Below are 17670 nucleotides of genomic sequence, written 5' to 3' on the forward strand. Positions count from 1 at the left end.
GGTCTCGGGAAGGCCCCGGCCCGTCCCCTCAGTGCCGCGGGCGGGAGTTGAGGCGGGCGGCCTGGCGGGTCAGGTAGTCGCGTTCGGTGAGGGTGGGGGCCTTGGGGGCGGCCTCGGCGTACAGGCGGGCCGCGGTCGCGAGGTCGCCGGCGCGTTCGTGGAGGTAGGCCGCGACCGCGGTGTAGCGGGGCAGGGAGTCGTCCAGCGCGGCGAGGGCGGCCAGGCCCGCGCGGGGGCCGTCGGCCTCGCCCACGGCGACCGCGCGGTTCAGGCGGACGACCGGGCTGTCGGTCAGCCGGGCGAGTTCGTCGTACCACTCGACGATCTGCACCCAGTCGGTCTCCTCGGCGGTGGGCGCGTCGGCGTGCAGGGCGGCGATGGCGGCCTGGGCCTGGAACTCGCCCAGGCGGTCCCGGGAGAGGGCGGTCTGGAGGATGCGGACGCCCTCGGCGATCGCGGCGGTGTCCCAGCGGGTGCGGTCCTGTTCGGCGAGCGGCACCAGGGCGCCGTCGGGGGCGGTACGGGAGGCGCGGCGGGCGTGGTGGAGCAGCATGAGGGCGAGCAGGCCCGCGACCTCGGGGTGGTCGAAGGCCGCGAAGAGCTGCCGGGTGAGGCGGATGGCCTCGGCGGCGAGGTCGAGGTCGCCGGAGTAGCCCTCGTTGAAGACCAGATAGAGCACGCGCAGCACGGTGGCGACATCGCCGGGCTGGTCGAGGCGGACGCCGGAGACGGTCCGCTTGGCCCGGCTGATGCGCTGCGCCATGGTCGCCTCGGGCACCAGGTAGGCCGCGGCGATCTGGCGGGTGGTCAGGCCGCCGACGGCGCGCAGGGTGAGGGCGACGGCGGAGGACGGGGTCAGCGAGGGGTGGGCGCACAGGAAGTACAGGTGGAGCGTGTCGTCCACGGCGGACGCCGGGCCGGGCGCCGGTTCCTCGTCGACACGGTCCTCACGGCGGCGGCGTGCGGTGTCCGCGCGGGTCGCGTCGAGGAACTTGCGCCAGGCCACGGTGACCAGCCAGCCCTTGGGGTCCCGCGGCGGGTCGGCGGGCCAGACGCGCAGGGCCTCGACGAGCGCGTCCTGGACGGCGTCCTCGGCCGCCGCGAAATCGGCGCCGCGGCGGACGAGGACGGTCAGCACGGCCGGGGTGAGGCTTCTGAGGAGTGCCTCGTCCACCGGCGTGGCAGCCGCCCCGTCCGTCGGCGCGGGAGTCGGCTCATCCACCGGCGTGGCAGTCGTCCGTGGTGGTGGGCGAGGTCGCGTAGAAGGGGCGCAGCTCCAGCCACTCGTGGATCGGCTTCCCGCCGGCGCCGGGGGCGGCCGACAGCTCCCCGGCCAGTTCGAGGGCCCGCTCGTAGGTGTCGACATCGATCACCATCCACCCGGCGATGAGGTCCTTGGTCTCGGCGAACGGGCCGTCGGTGACGGGCGGGCGCCCCTCGCCGTCGTACCGCACCCACGTCCCCTCGGGAGCGAGCGCCTGGCCGTCGACGTACTCCCCGGTCTTCTCCAGCCGCTCCGCGAAGTCCCGCATGTACTGCACGTGCGCCGAGATCTCCTCGGGCGTCCACTTCTCCATGGGCACGTCGTTGGCCGGAGCCGGAGCGCCGCGGTAGTGCTTGAGCAGCAGGTACTTGGCCATGATGTCTCTCCTCGGTCCCGATGCGGCCCATTCTGGCCGCTCTCACCACGGGGACGGAGCGGGGCGCGGGTTCTCGACATCGTCGCGGGGACTTCTTTTCGCGAATCTCCCGGGGGAACGGCAGGAGCCCCTCGCAGTCGCGCCGCGAGGGGCTCCCGGGCAGGTCAGACGCCTGCCGTTTGCGGCTCCTCGGCCGGGGCCGGTGCCGCGGGGGTCTCGCCCCGCTTCGCCGCCCGCTTCTTCGCCCGGCGCTCCTTGCGGAGCTCCAGCATCGTGTAGAGCGTCGGGACGAGCAGGAGGGTCAGCAGGGTCGAGGTGATCAGGCCGCCGATCACGACCACCGCGAGCGGCTGGGCGATGAAGCCGCCCTCGCCGGTGACGCCCAGCGCCATCGGGAGGAGCGCGAAGATCGTCGCCAGGGCCGTCATCAGGATCGGGCGCAGCCGGTGTCGGCCGCCCTCGATCACGGCTTCGACGACGCCGTAGCCCTGCTCGCGGTACTGGTTGATCAGGTCGATCAGCACGATCGCGTTGGTCACCACGATGCCGATGAGCATCAGCATGCCGATCATCGCGGGGACGCCCATCGGGGTGCCGGTGACGACCAGGAGGCCGATCGCGCCGGTGGCCGCGAAGGGGATCGAGACCAGGAGGATCAGCGGCTGGGCGAGGGAGCGGAAGGTCGCCACCAGCAGCATGAAGACGATCGCGATCGCCGCCAGCATGGCCAGGCCCAGGTTCTTGAACGCCGAGTCCTGGTCCGAGGTGACCCCGCCGATCTCGGCCGTGGCGCCCTTGGGGAGCTTGAGGGCGTCCAGCTTGGAGGTGAGGTCCGCGCTGACCGCGCCGGTGTTGTCGCCGGTCGGCTTCGCCGTGATCGTGGCGGCCCGCTGGCCGTCGATCCGGGTCATCGAGACCGGGCCGTCCACCAGCTTCACCGTGGCGATGTCCCCGAGCTTCACCGGCCCGAGCCGCAGGTTCCGCAGCTGCTCCAGGGTGGCCGCCGGCTTCGCCGACTTGATGACGACGTCCCGCTCGGTGTCGTCCAGGACGGCCCGGCCGGCCGTGGTGCCCTTGACGGCCTGGGTCACCGCGGCGCCCAGGGTCTGGTCGTCGAAGCCCGCGGCCGCGGCCTTGTCGTTGGCCTTCACGGAGATGCGGGGCACGCTCTGCGCGAGGTCGCTGGTCACGTCGGTGACGTCGTCCAGCCCCGCCACCGTCTTGCGGACCTGCTCGGACGCCTTGCGCAGGACGTTCGCGTCGGCCGCCTTCACGACCACGCTGAGGTCCTGGCTGCCGAAGCCGTCCCCGGCGGCGACGGTCGTGGTGCCGATGCCGTCGAGCTTCTTCAGGCCCGCCTCGATGGCGTCCTGGACCCGGTTGTACTGCGCCGAGTCCTCCAGCATCACCTGGTAGGACGCCTGGTTGGTGTCCGTGCCGCCGCCGAAGGCCGCCATGAAGCCGGAGGAGCCGATGGTGACCTGGTAGTCCTTGACGCCCTTGGTGCCGGCGAGCAGCTTCTCGACCTTCCTCGCCTGGACGTCGGTCGCCGCCAGGCTGGTGCCGGGCTTCAACTCCTGCTTGACGGTGAGGACTTCCTGCTCGCCCTGGTCGAAGAAGTTGGTCTTCAGGAGCGGGGCCATGCCGAAGGTGCCGATCAGGATCACGGCCGCCAGCAGCACGCTGGTCAGACGGCGCCGTGTCGCGAAGCGCAGGACGGGGACGTAGAAGCGCTGGAGCCTGCTCCTCGCCTCCTTCTCCTCCGCGATCCGGCGTGCCTCGTCCGCGTCCTCGGGGGTGCCCTTCGGGGCGCGCAGGAACCAGTACGACAGGACCGGGACGACCGTCAGGGACACCAGCAGCGAGGCCAGCAGGGCCGCCGTCACCGTGAGGCTGAACGCGCCGAACAGGGCGCCCACCATGCCGCCGACCAGGCCGATCGGCAGGAACACGGCGACCGTGGTGAGGGTCGAGGAGGTGACGGCTCCGGCCACCTCGCGGACCGCGGTGAGGATCGCCGAGTGCCGCTCCTCGCCGTAGCCGAGGTGCCGCTTGATGTTCTCCAGGACGACGATGGAGTCGTCGACGACCCGGCCGATCGCGATGGTCAGCGCGCCCAGCGTCAGCATGTTGAGCGACAGGTCGCGGGTCCACAGCACGATCAGGGCCAGGACGACGGAGAGCGGGATGCTGACCGCCGTCACCAGCGTCGAGCGGACCGACGCCAGGAAGACCAGGATGACCAGGACCGCGAAGAGCAGGCCGAGCGCGCCCTCGGTGGTCAGGCCCGAGATGGCCTTCGCGACCGCCGGGCCCTGGTCGCTGACGACGGTGATCGTCGCCCCGGAACCGAGGTCTCGGCGCAGGCCGGGCAGCTTGTCCTCGACCGCGTCCGAGATGGCGACCGCGCTGCCGTCGTGGTCCATGGTGACCGCGACGGAGAGGCTGGGCCTGCCGTCGGTGCGGGTGATCGAGTCGGCCGGGGCCGGCACCTGCTTCACACCGGCCACGTCGGCCAGCCGGACCGGCTTGCCCGAACCCTTGAGCATGAGGTTCTGGATCTGCTCCAGCGAGGTGAAGCCGCCGCCGACCTGGACCGTCCGGTTGGCGCCGTCCTCGTCGAAGGAGCCGGCCGGGACGGTCGCGCCGCCCGCCTGGAGCGCCTGCGCGAGGGACTGGGTCGTCAGGCCCGCCGCCGCGAGCTTCTTCTCGTCCGGGGTCACGGCGACCTGGAGGTCGCGGACACCGCTGACGGTGACCTGGCCGACGCCGTCGATGTTCTTCAGCTCCGGTACGACGGTCCGGTCCAGCCGGTCCGCGAGGGCCTGCTGGTCCTTGTCCGAGGTGACGGCGAGCACCACCGTGGGCATGTCGTCCGTGGAGCCCGCGACCACCTGCGGGTCCACGTCCTGAGGCAACTGGGCCCGGTTGACGGCCAGTTGGACGTCGGCGACGAGCTGCTTGGTGTCGTTGCCGTAGTCGAAGGACGCCATGATCACGGCGTTGCCCTCGCTCGCCGTGGAGGTGACGCCGGAGATGCCGTCGACGGCTTCGAGGTTGTTCTCGATGGGCTCGACGACCTGCTTCTCGACGACGTCGGGGGCGGCGCCCTGGTAGGGCGCGATCACCGACACCATCGGCAGTTCGATGGTGGGCAGGAGTTGCTGCTTCAGCTGCGGGATCGCGATCGCGCCGAACGCGATCGCGATGATGGACATCAGCCCTATGAGGGCCCGCTGCGCGAGGCTGAATCGGGACAGCCAGGACATGGGTGAGGGTTCTCAATTCTGTGAGCGGCAGAAGTGGCCGATGCGACCGTGGTCGCCCCTCAACCCTGTGCCATCGGTGTGAGGTGTTTCGTAGCCCCCAGGTCCAGTTCCTTGTCCGGCGCCTACTCCGGCCGCAGTACGCGGGCCCGGAATCACTCCACCCTCGGCCGTACCAGCCCCGACTCGTAGGCGATCACCACGAGCTGGGCCCGGTCCCGGGCGCCCAGCTTGGCCATGGCCCGGTTGACGTGGGTCTTGACGGTGAGCGGGCTGACCTCCAGGCGCTCGGCGATCTCGTCGTTGGAGTGGCCGCCGGCGACCTGCACGAGGACCTCGCGCTCGCGGACGGTGAGGGCGTCGAGGCGTTCGGCGCGGACGGGGTCGTGCGCGTCGTCCGCGTCGCCCTGGGCGAGGAAGCGGGCGATCAGGCCCTTGGTGGCGGCCGGGGACAGCAGGGCCTCGCCGCCGGCGGCGACCCGGATGGCGCTGAGGAGCTCGTCGGGCTCGCTGCCCTTGCCGAGGAAGCCGGAGGCGCCCGCCCGCAGGGACTGCACGACGTAGTCGTCGACCTCGAAGGTCGTCAGGATGACCACGCGGACGTGCGCGAGGGACGGGTCGGCGCTGATCATCCGGGTGGCGGCGAGACCGTCCGTGCCGGGCATCCGGATGTCCATCAGCACGACGTCGGCGCGCTCCGCCTTGGTGAGCCGCACGGCCTCGGCACCGTCGGACGCCTCGCCGACCACCTCCATGTCCGGCTCCGAGTCGACGAGCACACGGAAGGCACTGCGCAGCAGCGCCTGGTCGTCGGCGAGCAGGACACGGATCGTCATACGGGCTCCCCCGGCTGGTCCTTGGCTGCGGATCGGGTCTTGACCGGCAGGATCGCATGGACGCGGAAGCCGCCTCCGTAGCGGGGACCGGTGGTGAGGGTGCCGCGCAGGGCGGTGACGCGCTCACGCATGCCGAGCAGTCCGTGGCCGCCGCCGCCGTCCGGGTCGTGGTCCTCGCCGTTGCCGTTGTCGAGGACGGTGATCTCCACGTTCGGGCCGACGCGTACGACGCTGACCTCGGCCTTCGCCTCCGTCCCCGCGTGCTTCTGGACGTTGGTGAGGGCTTCCTGGATGACCCGGTAGGCGGCGAGGTCGACGGCGGCGGGCAGGGTGGTGCCGTGGTCGGCGCGGGCGACCTCGACATGCAGGCCCGCGCTGCGGAAGGTCCCGACGAGTTCGTCGAGGCGGGCGAGGCCGGGAGCGGGTTCGGTGGGCGCCTCGGGGTCGCCGGACTGCCGGAGCAGACCGACGGTGGCGCGGAGTTCGTTGAGGGCTGAGCGGCTGGCCTCGCGGACGTGGGCGAGGGCCTCCTTGGCCTGGTCGGGCCGCTTGTCCATGACGTGGGCGGCGACCCCGGCCTGGACGTTGACCAGGGCGATGTGGTGGGCGACGACGTCGTGCAGGTCGCGGGCGATGCGCAGGCGCTCCTCGGCGACCCTTCTGCGGGCCTCCTCCTCGCGGGTGCGTTCCGCCTTCTCGGCGCGCTCCCTGATGGCCTGGACGAAGGCGCGGCGGCTGCGCACGGCGTCGCCCGCGGTGGCTCCGATGCCGGTCCAGGCGAAGATCGCGAGGTTCTCCTGGGCGTACCAGGGCAGCGGCCCGGCGAGCATGGCGACGCCGGTGAGCACGGTCATGGTGAGCAGGCCGACGCGCCAGGTGGTGGGGCGGTCGGTGGTGGAGGCGACCGTGTAGAGGGCGATCACGGCGGCCATGGCGACCGGGGCCCGGGGGTCGCCGGTGACGCACTCGGTGACGGAGGCGGCGCCGGTGAGGGCGAGGACCGTGAGGGGGGCGCGGCGGCGGAAGACCAGGGCGGCGGCCGCGAGGGCGATGAGGACGAGGCTGAGGGAGGCCGGGGTGCGGATGCTCCAGCTGACGTCGTGCTCGCCGTGGGGGTCCACGAAGGAGCCGGCGACCATGCAGACGAGGACTCCCGTGGCGAGGACGGCGTCCGCGGCGACGGGGTGTGCCTTGAGGTGGCGGCGGACTCGGTCTCGGGGGGTCACGTCTTCCTGCGGCGCTGGGGCCGGGGGTGTCGGGGGGTGACTGTGCGTTTTCGGCCTCGGGTGCGTGGGGGTGCGCGCGTCTGGGGGCTGCGCCCCCAGGCCCCCCTTCGGCCCTTGCGGGCCTCGTCCTCTAAGGCCGGACGGGCTGGAGTGACCTGAACCGGCGTCCGAAGGTACGGCCCTCAGCCTGGGATCAGGCCGTCGTCGCTGAGCAGTTCCCGGACTTCCTCCAGGGTGGCGTCCGGGGACGGGAGGATCAGTTCCGAGGGTTCCAGGGAGTCGTCCGGGAGGGGGTCGCCCAGTTCGCGGACCCTGGTGAGGAGGGCTTGGAGGGTGCGGCGGAAGCCTGGGCCGTCGCCCTTCTCCATCTCGGACAACAGCTCGTCGTCCAGCTTGTTCAGGTCGGCGAGGTGGCTGTCGGCCAGCCTCACCTGACCCTCCCCCATGATCCTTACGATCATGTCGCCCTCCTCGGCGTGGGCCCTACTGCTTGTCGAAGCGCGGGGTGTCCTGCGGCTGCTGCTGGGACTGCGACTGGCCGGTGCCGCCCTCGATCGCCTGCTGCGAGGACCCTCCCGCCAGCTCCGCCTTCATGCGCTGCAGTTCCAGCTCTACATCCGTACCACCGGAGAGCCGGTCCAGCTCGGCCTGGATGTCGTCCTTGTGCATCCCGGACTGGTCGTCGAGGGCGCCGGAGGCGAGCAGTTCGTCGATCGCGCCGGCCCGCGCCTGGAGCTGCGCCGTCTTGTCCTCGGCACGCTGAATCGCCAGGCCCACGTCGCCCATCTCCTCGGAAATGCCGGAGAAGGCCTCGCCGATCCGGGTCTGCGCCTGGGCCGCGGTGTACGTCGCCTTGATGGTCTCCTTCTTCGTACGGAAGGCGTCCACCTTGGCCTGGAGCCGCTGGGCCGCCAGGGTGAGCTTCTCCTCCTCGCCCTGGAGCGTGGAGTGCTGGGTCTCGAGGTCGGTCACCTGCTGCTGGAGCGCGGCACGGCGGGACAGGGCCTCGCGGGCCAGGTCCTCACGGCCGAGCGCGAGCGCCTTGCGGCCCTGGTCCTCAAGCTTCGAGGACTGCGACTGCAGCTGGTTGAGCTGGAGCTCCAGGCGCTTGCGCGAGGTGGCCACGTCGGCCACGCCCCGGCGCACCTTCTGGAGCAGCTCCAGCTGCTTCTGGTAGGAGTAATCGAGGGTTTCGCGCGGGTCCTCGGCCCGGTCAAGGGCCTTGTTCGCCTTCGCGCGGAAGATCATCCCCATACGCTTCATGACACCGCTCATGGGCTTCGCGCGCCCCCTTCTGACGGACTTCCAGCTCCAGCTCTGCGACAGAACCCACAGTACGGGCCCTGCATCCATTGACGCACTGTTCGGGGACGGATGCGCTCATCCCCAAGGACGACTGACGAATCCCTTGCTCCGGCGTAAGGAGTAGGTGACCTTCAGGGTGAGTGACCCGTCACCGGACGTCCCCTCTGTCCCCCTACATGACGACTGGTGTTGCCGGATCGTTCCCCACGGGGCTGGGGTCCAACCCCGGACACCCCTTACCCTTGGGTTTTGTGTTCCGTAGCCGTGCCACCAAGGAAGAGAAGGCCGCCGTCGCCGACAAGGCGCAGCTGACCGACTCCAAGCAGATCCGCGACCCGCAGGCCCCCAAGGGCCGGCCCACGCCCAAGCGCAGTGAGGCCCAGTCCCAGCGCCGCAGCGTCGCCAACACCTCGCTCACCCGCAAGGACGCCGCGAGGCGCCAGCGGGAGGAGCGCCGCAGCGCGCTGGAGAGGCAGCGCCAGGCGCTGGCCGGCGGCGACGAGCGCTACCTGCCCAAGCGGGACAAGGGCCCGGTGCGCAAGTTCGCGCGCGACTTCATCGACTCGCGGTTCAACGTGGCCGAGTTCTTCCTGCCCATGGCCGTGGTCATCCTCGTGCTGAGCCTGGTGCGGGTGGGTGCGCTGCAGAGCATCGCGCTGCTGCTGTGGCTGGTCGTGATCGTGCTCATCGTGCTCGACGCGATCGTCAACGCCTTCCGGTTGCGCAAGCAGCTCCTCCAGCGTTTCCCGGACCAGGACCGCAGGGGCGCGGTCGGCTACGCCCTGATGCGCTCCCTCCAGATGCGTCGCCTCCGGCTGCCGAAGCCTCAGGTCAAGCGCGGAGAGCGGCCCTGAGTACGACGTCTTTCTCCGGGGGTGCGGCCGATGCCTGGCTGGGCAAGCTGGGCGGGCTGCGGAACGTCGTACGGCAGGAGCTGGTGGCCCGGCAGCTCGACGAGCAGATAGTGGGGCGGTACCCGGTCGGGCAGCGGCTCAGAGTGCTCGACGTGGGGATGGGCCAGGGCACGCAGGCGCTGCGGCTGGCCCGTGCCGGACATCAGGTGACCGGGCTCGAGCAGGACTCCACGATGGTGGCGGCGGCCCGGGAGTCGCTGTCCGCCGAGCCGGAGGGCATCCGGGAGCGGATGCGGATCATCGAGGGCGACGGCCGGGACACCGGGGTGCACTTCCTGCCGGGCAGCTTCGACATCGTGCTCTGCCACGGCGTGCTCATGTACGTCGAGGAGCCCGACCCGCTGCTTGCCGGGCTGGCGCGGATGCTGGCTCCGGGCGGGCTGCTGTCGCTGCTGGTGCGCAACGGCGACGCGCTGGCGATGCGGCCGGGGCTGGCCGGGGACTGGACCGGCGCGCTCGGCGCCTTCGACACCACCGCGTACCGGAACCGGCTGGGCCTCGATGTGCGGGCCGACCGGCTGGACACCCTGACCGCGACGCTCGCGGGCATCGGGGCGCCGCTCCAGGCCTGGTACGGCGTGCGGGTGTTCACGGACACGGCCTTGGACGACGCCGAGGTACCGGACGACATCGAGACGCTGCTGGCCTGCGAGGAACGGGCGGGGCGCACGGATCCGTACCGGGGGGTCGCGGCGCTGCTGCACCTGTGCGGGGTGCGGGGCTGAGGCCGCGCGCATCTGTGCAGGGTGAGGGCTGAGGCCGCGCGCATCTGCACAGGGTGAGCGCTGAGGCCGCGCGCATCTGCGCAGGGTGAGCGCTGAGCCCCTACGACCTGCGCGAGCTGCGGGTTGAGGCCGCGCGGCCCGTGTCGAGTGTGAACAGAGCCCGTCCGCACCGATACCGCATGCGGGCTGAGCCCCTACGGCCTGCGGGCCAAGCCCGTACGACCTGTACCGGGTGTGAGCAGATCCCGTCCCCACCGGTGCCGGATGCGGAGCTGAGCCTGAGCGGGGTGCGGGGCTGAGCCCGTTCGGGCGAACAGCGCAGGGCCGGGGCTGCGCGCCGACGTGAGACTCGGGGCATGAATGCTTCGCGTACCCGTGCTCTGCGACTGTCCGTGGCGGTGCTCGTGTGTTCCGGCGGCCTGCTGTCCGGCTGTTCGGACTCGGACTCCGGTTCTTCCGGCCGCGAGGAGAGCTCGACCACCCAGGCCGTCGTGCCCGCCGCCGACAGCGACCTGCAGAGCGCCTACCAGAAGGTGATCAAGGACGTTCTGCCGTCGGTCGTACAGATCCAGGCCGGCGGTGATCTGGGGTCCGGGGTGGTGTACGACGACCAGGGGCACATCGTCACCAACGCGCATGTCGTCGGGGACGCGAAGACCTTCGAGGTGACCACGGCGAACAGCGAGAACGTGCTGACGGCGACGCTCGTCTACTCGTATCCCGAGCAGGACCTCGCCGTCGTCAAGCTGGACAAGGCGCCGGACGGGCTGCGGCCCGCGGCCTTCGGGAACTCCGCCAAGGTGGCGGTCGGGCAGATCGTCCTCGCCATGGGATCACCGCTCGGGCTGTCGTCCAGCGTCACCCAGGGCATCGTCTCGGCGACCGGACGGACCGTCAGCGAGGGCGGCAGCGACGGCGGTGCCGGCGCGACCATCCCCAACATGGTCCAGACGTCCGCGGCCATCAACCCCGGCAACAGCGGCGGCGCCCTCGTCAACCTCGACGGCCAGGTCATCGGCATCCCGACGCTGGCCGCCACCGACCCCCGGATCGGCAGCGCGGCGCCCGGGATCGGGTTCGCGATCCCCGCGTCGATGGTGAAGACGGTCGCCGGTCAGATCATCGAGGAGGGCAAGGTCACCGACTCGGGCCGGGCCGCGCTCGGCATCACCGGCCGGACCGTCGTGGACGGCGCGTTCCAGGCCGCCGGGGTCGCGGTCGCCGAGGTCGAGGAGGGCGGGGCCGCGGACGAGGCCGGCCTCCGGGAGGGGGACGTGATCACGCAGCTGGGCGACACCCCGGTCACGACGATCACCTCGCTGTCCGAGGCGCTGGCGGGGATGAAGCCGGGCCAGAAGACGTCCGTGACCTACACGCGGAACGGCAGCGCCAAGACGGTGGACGTGACGCTGGGTGAGCAGTAGGGGCGCGGTGGGCGGGGGCTTCCCGGGAAACCCCCGCCCTGCCACTGCTACGCCTCCTCGGCCGCCTTCAGGCTCATCGGGCCGTAGATCTCGGTGGCGTCCTCGAACAGCCGGACCTGTTCCGCGCCGCCCGCGAGCAGGGGTTTCCAGTACTCACCGAGCCAGGACTCGGCGTCCCCCTGGGTCGTGAACTCCTCCGGCTCGACCGCGGGCTCGGTCTCCGCACCGTCGGACTTCTCGAATCGCCAGGTCCATGTCGCCATGTGAGCCTCCCGTGTTTGAGCCGTTACGAAGAGCACCCTAAGCGGTGGTCCGGGGTCTGCGGGCAGGTGGGGGCCCGCAGGGGTGCCATTGCGCGCGCTTGATCGACAGTGACCGGAGAGAATCGTTTCCGTGGAACTCACTCTGCTCGGTACCGGCGCCCCCAGCGGCCTTCCCCGTCCCGACTGTCCCTGTGCCGCCTGCGCAACCGCTGTCGCCTCGGAGGCCCGCGCCGCCACCTCGTTGCTCGTCGACGAGACGCTGTTGCTCGATCTCACGCCCGGGGCCGCCTTCGCCGCCGCCCGCAGCGGACATTCCCTCGCCGGTGTGCGGCAGGTCCTGCTGTCGCACCCCCACGACGGGCCCCCCGTCGAGGTCCCCGCCGGGGTTCCGCAGCCGGGGCGGGTGCCGGACGGGCGGGAGTTGGCGTTGTTGACGGGGCATCGGGTACGGGCCGTGGCGATGGATGCGCCGGGGACCGGGTACGCCGTGACCGGCCCCGACGGGCAGCGGCTGCTGTATCTGCCGCCGGGGGGCGCGCCCGCGGGGCTGGAGGAGAGCGCCGTCGAGCCGTACGACATGGTGCTCGCCGATGTCGTACGGCGACCGGACGCGCTGGCGCGGCTGCGGGCGGTGGGGGCGGTGGGACCCACGACCGATGTCGTCGCCGTGCATGTGGACCACGACGTGCCTCCCGGTGCCGAGTTGCGGCGGCGGCTGGCCGCGGCCGGGGCGCGGGCCGTGCCCGACGGGACGACCCTCGCCGTCGGCGCCTACGAGGACGTACCGGATGTGCCGCGGCGGACGCTGGTGCTGGGCGGGGCGCGGTCCGGGAAGTCGGTGGAGGCGGAGCGGCGGCTGGAGGCGTTTCCCGAGGTGCTGTACGTGGCCACCGGGGGGACGCGGAGCGGGGACACCGAGTGGGGCTCGCGGGTCGCCGCGCATCGGGAGCGGCGGCCGGGGTCGTGGCGTACGGCCGAGACGTGCGACCTGGTGCCGCTGCTGAAGGACGACGGGGCGCCGCTGCTGATCGACTGTCTGTCGCTGTGGCTGACGGACGCGATGGACGCGGTCGGGGCCTGGGACGACGTCGAGTGGGCCGGCGGTGGGGAGCGGGAACTGCGGGCGCGGGTGCGGGAGTTGACGGAGGCGGTGCGCGCGACACGGCGGACCGTGGTCGCCGTGTCCAACGAGGTCGGGTCCGGGATCGTGCCGGCCACGGCGTCCGGACGCCGGTACCGGGACGAACTCGGGCGCCTGAACACGGCGTTCGCGACCGAGTGCGAGCAGGTGCTGCTGGTGGTGGCGGGCCAGGCCCTGGTCCTACGAGGCTGAGGACGCCGACGCCACGTCACCCTGCCCGCCGGCGCCCCGACCGACGCCGGGCCCGGCATCCACACCTTGGCCGTGCCCGTCCCCGGCGATCGCGCCCTGAGCGGCCATGTCCTGCCCGTGCCCGTCCCCGGCGATCGCGTCGCGAGCGCCCACGTCACGGGCCCGGGTGTTCGTGGTCTTGCGGGCGATCACCCGGTACGTGCCCGCGAAGCGGGTGCCGGACAGGAGGAGGGACAGGGTGTGGTCCAGGGCTCGGGCGGCCGGCAGCAGCGGGGTCAGGTTCGGGGGCAGCGCGGTCGCCACGCGGGGCGGGATGTGCGCGGATCTGCGGGACGTGGTGACGATCGTGCAGCCGTGGGACTCCAGTAGGGGCCGGGGGTCGTCGGGGGACTCCACGAGGAGGTGGCCGCCGGGGCGCAGGGCGGCGAGGGCGGCCCGGAGTTCCGCGGGGTCGGCCGGCCGGTTCAGGAGGCTGACGACGTCGTAGCGGGCGCGCAGGTGCGCGGCGAGGTGCGGGTCCGTCAGGGCGCCCCGGTACCCCTCCTCCAGGCGTTCGACGGCCTGGGCGTGCAGGACGCGGGGCGTGGGGTCGACGCCGTCGAAGGCGGTGTAGGGGAAGAACGTGCGGGCCGCCTCCGGGAAGTCCGCGTCCCCCGTCCCCACGTCCAGCCAGCTCTCCGGCTCCGGCAGCCACCGCAGCGCACGGGCGGTGGAGCGAAGTCGCCGTGGGGAAGGGGCGGTTGGTGCGGGCATGGGGCCTCCCGGGGCGCACGGCGATCCAGCACGGCAATTCGCTATAAAACGGAACGTATGGGATCGCGATCTTGGGTGCAACGACGTCATGGCCCCGTGGCGCCCCCGTGGCTCCCCCGTGTTCGATCAGGGCCGGTACTGTTCGGCGAATGAGCTCGCTTAATCTCGACGACTTCACCGATCTGATCGAGCGCCCCGACGGCGGGGTGCGTCGCGACGCAGAGGCGCGCCGGGAGCGTCAGATCGTGCCGCCCGGGGCGCTGGGCCGCCTCGACGACCTGGGTGAGTGGCTGGCCGCGGCGCAGTCGGCCGTGCCGGTACGGCCGGTCGAACGGCCGCGGGTCGTCCTGTTCGCCGGCGACCACGGGATCGCCTCGCAGGGGGTCTCCGGACGGCCCGCGGGCAGCGCCTCGGAGCTGGTGCGGGAGGTCCTGGAGGGCGGTCGTCCGGTGTCGATCCTCGCGCGGCGGCTCGGTGTGCCGGTGCGGGTCGTGGACATGGCGCTGGACTGCGATCCGGAGGGGCTGCCGGAGGAGGTCGTACGGCATCGGGTGCGGCGCGGGAGCGGTCGTATCGACGTCGAGGACGCGTTGACGCCGGAGGAGGCCGAGGCCGCGTTCCGGGCCGGGGTCGCGGTCGCCGACGAGGAGGCCGACTCCGGGACCGATCTCGTGGTGCTCGGCGATGTGAGCGTGGGCGGCACCACGGCGGCGGGCGTGCTGGTCGCCGCGCTGTGCGGGACCGACGCGTCCGTGGTGACCGGGCGCGGCGGGACCGGCATCGACGACCTGGCATGGATGCGCAAGTGCGCGGCGATCCGGGACGCCCTGCGGCGGGCGCGGCCGGTGCTCGGGGACCAGTTGCAGCTGCTGGCGACGGTCGGCGGGGCCGATCTCGCGGCGATCACGGGCTTCCTGCTCCAGAGCGCGGTGCGCAAGCTGCCGGTCGTGCTGGACGGCGTGGTCGTGTCCGCGTGTGCGCTGGTGGGGCAGCGGATCGCGTTCCGGGCCCCGGACTGGTGGCTGGCCGGGCAGAACAGCGGGGAGCCGGGGCAGACGAAGGCGCTGGACCGGATGGCGCTGGAGCCGCTGCTCGACCACGGGGTGACGGTCGGCGAGGGGGCGGGCGGACTGCTGGCCCTGCCGCTGGTGCAGGCCGCCGCCGCGCTGGCCGCCGAGCTGCCGGAGAAGCCCGAGGCCCCCTCCGAGGAGCCGGAGGTCGAGGAGCCGGAGAAGGAGGAGTAGCCGGGTCCGGCCGGTCGGGCACCGCCGGACCGGGTTCGGCCGGTCGGGCACCGCCGGGGTGCGTCGCCGTGGCTGAGCACCGCCACGGCGGACAAGCGGGGCAGGATCACCCTTCATGGGAGATGTCCTGGATTCCGGTACCCGTCGGCCGTCCACTACCGCCTCGCGGCGGGCCGCCGGGTTCGCCGTCTGGTACCTGCGGGTCGTCGCGTTCGTCAACTTCCTCAGCGCGGTGTGGGTGACGCTGGGGCAGGACGTGCGGCGGCACAACCAGGAGAACTACTTCACGCCGTATCTGCTGACGGCGGGCTTCGCCTCCGGGGTGTTCACGGCCTTCCTCGCCATCACCATGCGGCGGCGCAAGCGGGCCGCGTGGATCCTGAACCTGGTGCTCTCCGGGGCGTTCCTCGCGCTGTTCGTCCTCGCGATGGCGTTCCCGGAGATCCGCCGGTACGCGCAGAACTGGATCTCGCTGGCCCTCACCGCCGCGTTCGTCGTCGCGCTGCTGGTCGGGCGGCGGGAGTTCTACGCCAAGGGCGACCGGTCGAACCCACGGCTCGCCGCGGCCGTCGCGGTGGGCGGACTCCTCGTGTCCTCGCTGCTCGCCGCGCTGCTGGTGACCGTCACCAACGAGGCGCCCGGCTCGTCGAGCTTCACCGAGCGGTGGTGGTACGGCACCCTGCGGCTGGTCTCCGTCGCCTCCGACGACTCCCGCTTCGACGGGATCGCCACGCCGAACTGGGTCGACGTCGCCATCAACGTGCTCAGCACGATCCTCGTCCTGGCCGTCTTCTACGCCGCCTTCCGCTCCCGGCGTGCCGTCGACCCGCTCACCGAGGACGACGAGCGGCGCCTGCGGGAGCTGCTGGACAAGCACGGGGAGCGGGACTCGCTCGGGTACTTCGCGCTGCGCCGGGAGAAGAGCGTGGTGTGGTCGCCGACCGGGAAGGCGGCCGTGACCTACCGGGTCGTCGGCGGGGTCTCGCTGGCCTCCGGCGATCCGATCGGGGACCCGGAGGCCTGGCCGGGGGCGATCGAGCCGTGGCTCGCCGAGGCGCGGGTGCACGGGTGGTTGCCGGCGGTGATGGGCGCGGGCGAGGACGCGGGGACGGTGTACGCGCGACACGGCCTGGACGCGCTGGAGCTGGGCGACGAGGCGATCGTCGAGATCGCGGAGTTCACCCTGGAGGGCCGGGCGATGCGGACCGTGCGGCAGGCGTACAACCGGGTCAAGCGGGCCGGGTACACGGTCCGGATCCGGCGCCACGAGGACATCCCCGCCGAGGAGATGGCGGCGCTCGTGCGGCGGGCCGACGACTGGCGGGACGGGGCCACCGAACGCGGGTTCAGCATGGCGCTGGGGCGGCTCGGGGACCCCGCGGACGGCCGGTGCGTGGCGCTGGAGTGCAGGGACGGCGACGGCGAGCTGAAAGCCGTGCTGTCCTTCGTGCCCTGGGGGCCGCACGGGCTGTCGCTCGACCTCATGCGCCGGGACCGCGACGCCGACAACGGCCTCATGGAGTTCATGGTCATCGAGCTCCTCAACCGGGCCCGGGAGATCGAGATCACCCAGGTCTCGCTCAACTTCGCCATGTTCCGTTCGGTCTTCGAACGTGGGGCACGGCTCGGTGCCGGGCCGGTGCTGCGGCTGTGGCGCTCGCTGCTCAGCTTCTTCTCCCGCTGGTGGCAGATCGAGTCGCTGTACCGGGCCAACGCCAAGTACCGGCCCATCTGGGAGCCGCGCTTCCTGCTCTTCGAGAAGAGCGCGGACCTGCCGCGCATCGGCCTCGCGTCGGCCCGCGCGGAGGGGTTCCTGGAGGTGCCGGGACTGCCGGGGTGGCTGCGGCGGCGGGAGCACCTGAGCACGCACAGATGAGGACCAGGGGATGAAGAGGATCGCCCAGTGGGCGCGCGCGGAGTGGGGGGCGCTGTACGGCACCGTGCGCGAGCCGCTGCGGCGGCGGAGGTGGCGGGCGGTCCCCCTGGCCCTGACGTCCGTGTGCCTGACGGCGGCCCTGCACCTCGTGCACAACCAGTCGTGGGGGTACGACTTCGTCCAGGACGTAGGTGCCGTACGCGCCGCGGATCCCCTGTGGCTCGCCCTCCTCCGCACCCCTCTCTCCCTCTTCGTGCCCGCGCTGGACCTGCCGGTGTGGGGGGCGCTGGCACAGATCCTGTTCGTGTTCGGGATCGCCGAGATCTGTCTGGGCCGGTGGCGGACGCTCACGCTGGCCTACGCGGCCACGCTCGCCGGGACGCTGTACGCGCGCGCGGGCATCTGGCTGGGCCCCGACAACCCCCTCGGCCTCCCCGCCTCGGACGCCCACGTCGTCGACACCGGCCCGTCAGCGGCCGTGGTCGGCCTCGCCGTCTTCCTCGGCCTGCGCTATGGCGCCCGGGTCACCACGGGTGCGGTGATCACGGCGATGCTGGTCGAGGTGGCGGCCAAGGAGAACCTGGCCGGCCGAGAACACCTGGCCGCCATCGCAGCGATGCTCGTCCTGTGCGGCTCCTCGACGGCACGGCGACGCCGGGGCGGGTCGGGTGGCGGGGCTGGTCTTCGCCCCAGGGCCGGATCCGGGGCCGGGACGGACGGCGAGGCTGGGGCCGACCACGAGGCGGGGGCCGGTCGCCGGGCCACAGCCGACCGCGAGGATCGGACCGACTCCCATGCTGAGACCGGAGCCGACTCCCAGGCCGGGGCCGACCGCGAGGCTCGGGCCGACGCCCGGGCTGGAGCC

The 17670-nt window shown here is 72.5% G+C and carries 15 protein-coding genes and 1 pseudogene; 7 read left to right on the plus strand and 9 right to left on the minus strand.

Translation table 11 applies throughout. From position 1 onward, the window contains the following. Positions 1 to 28: 28 nt before the first annotated feature. The 7 genes from AC2XR2_RS11785 to AC2XR2_RS11815 all read right to left on the minus strand — a co-directional run bounded on the left by AC2XR2_RS11785 (position 29) and on the right by AC2XR2_RS11815 (position 8216). Positions 29 to 1174: an RNA polymerase sigma factor gene (locus tag AC2XR2_RS11785; protein ID WP_491518435.1), complete on the minus strand. Its 1146-nt coding sequence runs from the start codon at positions 1172 to 1174 to the stop codon at positions 29 to 31. A 40-nt stretch (positions 1175 to 1214) separates the two neighbouring features. Then, on the minus strand, positions 1215 to 1640 hold the full coding sequence (locus tag AC2XR2_RS11790) for a YciI family protein (RefSeq protein WP_330267474.1): 426 nt from the start codon (positions 1638 to 1640) through the stop codon (positions 1215 to 1217). A gap of 164 nt (positions 1641 to 1804) precedes the next feature. Further along, complete coding sequence (locus AC2XR2_RS11795; RefSeq protein WP_491514988.1) at positions 1805 to 4909, minus strand: efflux RND transporter permease subunit; 3105 nt, start codon at positions 4907 to 4909, stop codon at positions 1805 to 1807. 152 nt (positions 4910 to 5061) lie between these two features. Further along, entirely contained in the window at positions 5062 to 5742 is a 681-nt protein-coding gene (locus AC2XR2_RS11800) for a response regulator (RefSeq protein WP_381305275.1), read from the minus strand. Further along, on the minus strand, positions 5739 to 6968 hold the full coding sequence (locus AC2XR2_RS11805; RefSeq protein ID WP_491514989.1) for a sensor histidine kinase: 1230 nt from the start codon (positions 6966 to 6968) through the stop codon (positions 5739 to 5741). The genes AC2XR2_RS11800 and AC2XR2_RS11805 overlap by 4 nt, the downstream gene beginning before the upstream one ends. Positions 6969 to 7150: 182 nt before the next feature. Beyond that, positions 7151 to 7429 (minus strand): PspA-associated protein PspAA, encoded by a 279-nt coding sequence (pspAA, locus tag AC2XR2_RS11810; protein ID WP_330267470.1) that lies wholly within the window; start codon positions 7427 to 7429, stop codon positions 7151 to 7153. A 22-nt stretch (positions 7430 to 7451) separates the two neighbouring features. Next, complete coding sequence (locus AC2XR2_RS11815) at positions 7452 to 8216, minus strand: PspA/IM30 family protein (RefSeq protein ID WP_028809590.1); 765 nt, start codon at positions 8214 to 8216, stop codon at positions 7452 to 7454. A gap of 233 nt (positions 8217 to 8449) precedes the next feature. Here AC2XR2_RS11815 and AC2XR2_RS11820 point away from each other — a divergent pair, with 233 nt between their 5' ends. The 3 genes from AC2XR2_RS11820 to AC2XR2_RS11830 all read left to right on the plus strand — a co-directional run bounded on the left by AC2XR2_RS11820 (position 8450) and on the right by AC2XR2_RS11830 (position 11336). Further along, positions 8450 to 9127, plus strand: a complete 678-nt coding sequence (locus AC2XR2_RS11820) for a DUF3043 domain-containing protein (protein ID WP_381305272.1) — start codon at positions 8450 to 8452, stop codon at positions 9125 to 9127. A gap of 83 nt (positions 9128 to 9210) precedes the next feature. Next, positions 9211 to 9912 carry a methyltransferase domain-containing protein gene (locus AC2XR2_RS11825; RefSeq protein WP_330267468.1) on the plus strand — a complete coding sequence of 234 codons (702 nt, stop codon included), beginning with the start codon at positions 9211 to 9213 and terminating at the stop codon, positions 9910 to 9912. Between the two features lie 356 nt (positions 9913 to 10268). Beyond that, entirely contained in the window at positions 10269 to 11336 is a 1068-nt protein-coding gene (locus tag AC2XR2_RS11830; protein ID WP_491514990.1) for a S1C family serine protease, read from the plus strand. A gap of 47 nt (positions 11337 to 11383) precedes the next feature. Here AC2XR2_RS11830 and AC2XR2_RS11835 read toward each other — a convergent pair whose 3' ends face one another. Further along, positions 11384 to 11599 (minus strand): hypothetical protein, encoded by a 216-nt coding sequence (locus tag AC2XR2_RS11835; RefSeq protein WP_020137368.1) that lies wholly within the window; start codon positions 11597 to 11599, stop codon positions 11384 to 11386. Positions 11600 to 11729: 130 nt separating this feature from the next. Between AC2XR2_RS11835 and AC2XR2_RS11840 the strand changes: the two genes are divergently transcribed. Continuing rightward, positions 11730 to 12932: a bifunctional adenosylcobinamide kinase/adenosylcobinamide-phosphate guanylyltransferase gene (locus tag AC2XR2_RS11840; RefSeq protein WP_491514991.1), complete on the plus strand. Its 1203-nt coding sequence runs from the start codon at positions 11730 to 11732 to the stop codon at positions 12930 to 12932. Here AC2XR2_RS11840 and AC2XR2_RS11845 read toward each other — a convergent pair. Continuing rightward, positions 12921 to 13685: a methyltransferase domain-containing protein gene (locus AC2XR2_RS11845; protein WP_491514992.1), complete on the minus strand. Its 765-nt coding sequence runs from the start codon at positions 13683 to 13685 to the stop codon at positions 12921 to 12923. The genes AC2XR2_RS11840 and AC2XR2_RS11845 overlap by 12 nt on opposite strands. A 149-nt stretch (positions 13686 to 13834) precedes the next feature. Here AC2XR2_RS11845 and cobT point away from each other — a divergent pair, with 149 nt between their 5' ends. From cobT to AC2XR2_RS11860, 3 genes and pseudogenes are all read left to right on the plus strand, one after another. Beyond that, positions 13835 to 14929 (plus strand): nicotinate-nucleotide--dimethylbenzimidazole phosphoribosyltransferase, encoded by a 1095-nt coding sequence (gene cobT, locus AC2XR2_RS11850; protein WP_449353453.1) that lies wholly within the window; start codon positions 13835 to 13837, stop codon positions 14927 to 14929. A 115-nt stretch (positions 14930 to 15044) separates the two neighbouring features. Continuing rightward, positions 15045 to 16805 carry a phosphatidylglycerol lysyltransferase domain-containing protein gene (locus AC2XR2_RS11855; protein ID WP_491514993.1) on the plus strand — a complete coding sequence of 587 codons (1761 nt, stop codon included), beginning with the start codon at positions 15045 to 15047 and terminating at the stop codon, positions 16803 to 16805. Positions 16806 to 16815: 10 nt separating this feature from the next. Beyond that, positions 16816 to 17499: pseudogene (locus AC2XR2_RS11860) on the plus strand (hypothetical protein); the annotation flags it as partial. Positions 17500 to 17670 lie beyond the last annotated feature (171 nt).

It is taken from the genome of Streptomyces sp. LS-MS-L19, from assembly GCF_058382285.1.

What these genes read in the sequence shown, in the direction of transcription:
- AC2XR2_RS11790 (WP_330267474.1), bottom strand. Translation starts at nt 1,640, where the DNA reads ATGGCCAAGTACCTGCTGCTCAAGCACTACCGCGGCGCTCCGGCTCCG.
- AC2XR2_RS11795 (WP_491514988.1), bottom strand. Translation starts at nt 4,909, where the DNA reads ATGTCCTGGCTGTCCCGATTCAGCCTCGCGCAGCGGGCCCTCATAGGG.
- AC2XR2_RS11800 (WP_381305275.1), bottom strand. Translation starts at nt 5,742, where the DNA reads ATGACGATCCGTGTCCTGCTCGCCGACGACCAGGCGCTGCTGCGCAGT.
- pspAA (WP_330267470.1), bottom strand. Translation starts at nt 7,429, where the DNA reads ATGATCGTAAGGATCATGGGGGAGGGTCAGGTGAGGCTGGCCGACAGC.
- AC2XR2_RS11815 (WP_028809590.1), bottom strand. Translation starts at nt 8,216, where the DNA reads ATGATCTTCCGCGCGAAGGCGAACAAGGCCCTTGACCGGGCCGAGGAC.
- AC2XR2_RS11820 (WP_381305272.1), top strand. Translation starts at nt 8,450, where the DNA reads ATGACGACTGGTGTTGCCGGATCGTTCCCCACGGGGCTGGGGTCCAAC.
- AC2XR2_RS11830 (WP_491514990.1), top strand. Translation starts at nt 10,269, where the DNA reads ATGAATGCTTCGCGTACCCGTGCTCTGCGACTGTCCGTGGCGGTGCTC.
- AC2XR2_RS11835 (WP_020137368.1), bottom strand. Translation starts at nt 11,599, where the DNA reads ATGGCGACATGGACCTGGCGATTCGAGAAGTCCGACGGTGCGGAGACC.
- AC2XR2_RS11845 (WP_491514992.1), bottom strand. Translation starts at nt 13,685, where the DNA reads ATGCCCGCACCAACCGCCCCTTCCCCACGGCGACTTCGCTCCACCGCC.
- cobT (WP_449353453.1), top strand. Translation starts at nt 13,835, where the DNA reads ATGAGCTCGCTTAATCTCGACGACTTCACCGATCTGATCGAGCGCCCC.
- AC2XR2_RS11855 (WP_491514993.1), top strand. Translation starts at nt 15,045, where the DNA reads ATGGGAGATGTCCTGGATTCCGGTACCCGTCGGCCGTCCACTACCGCC.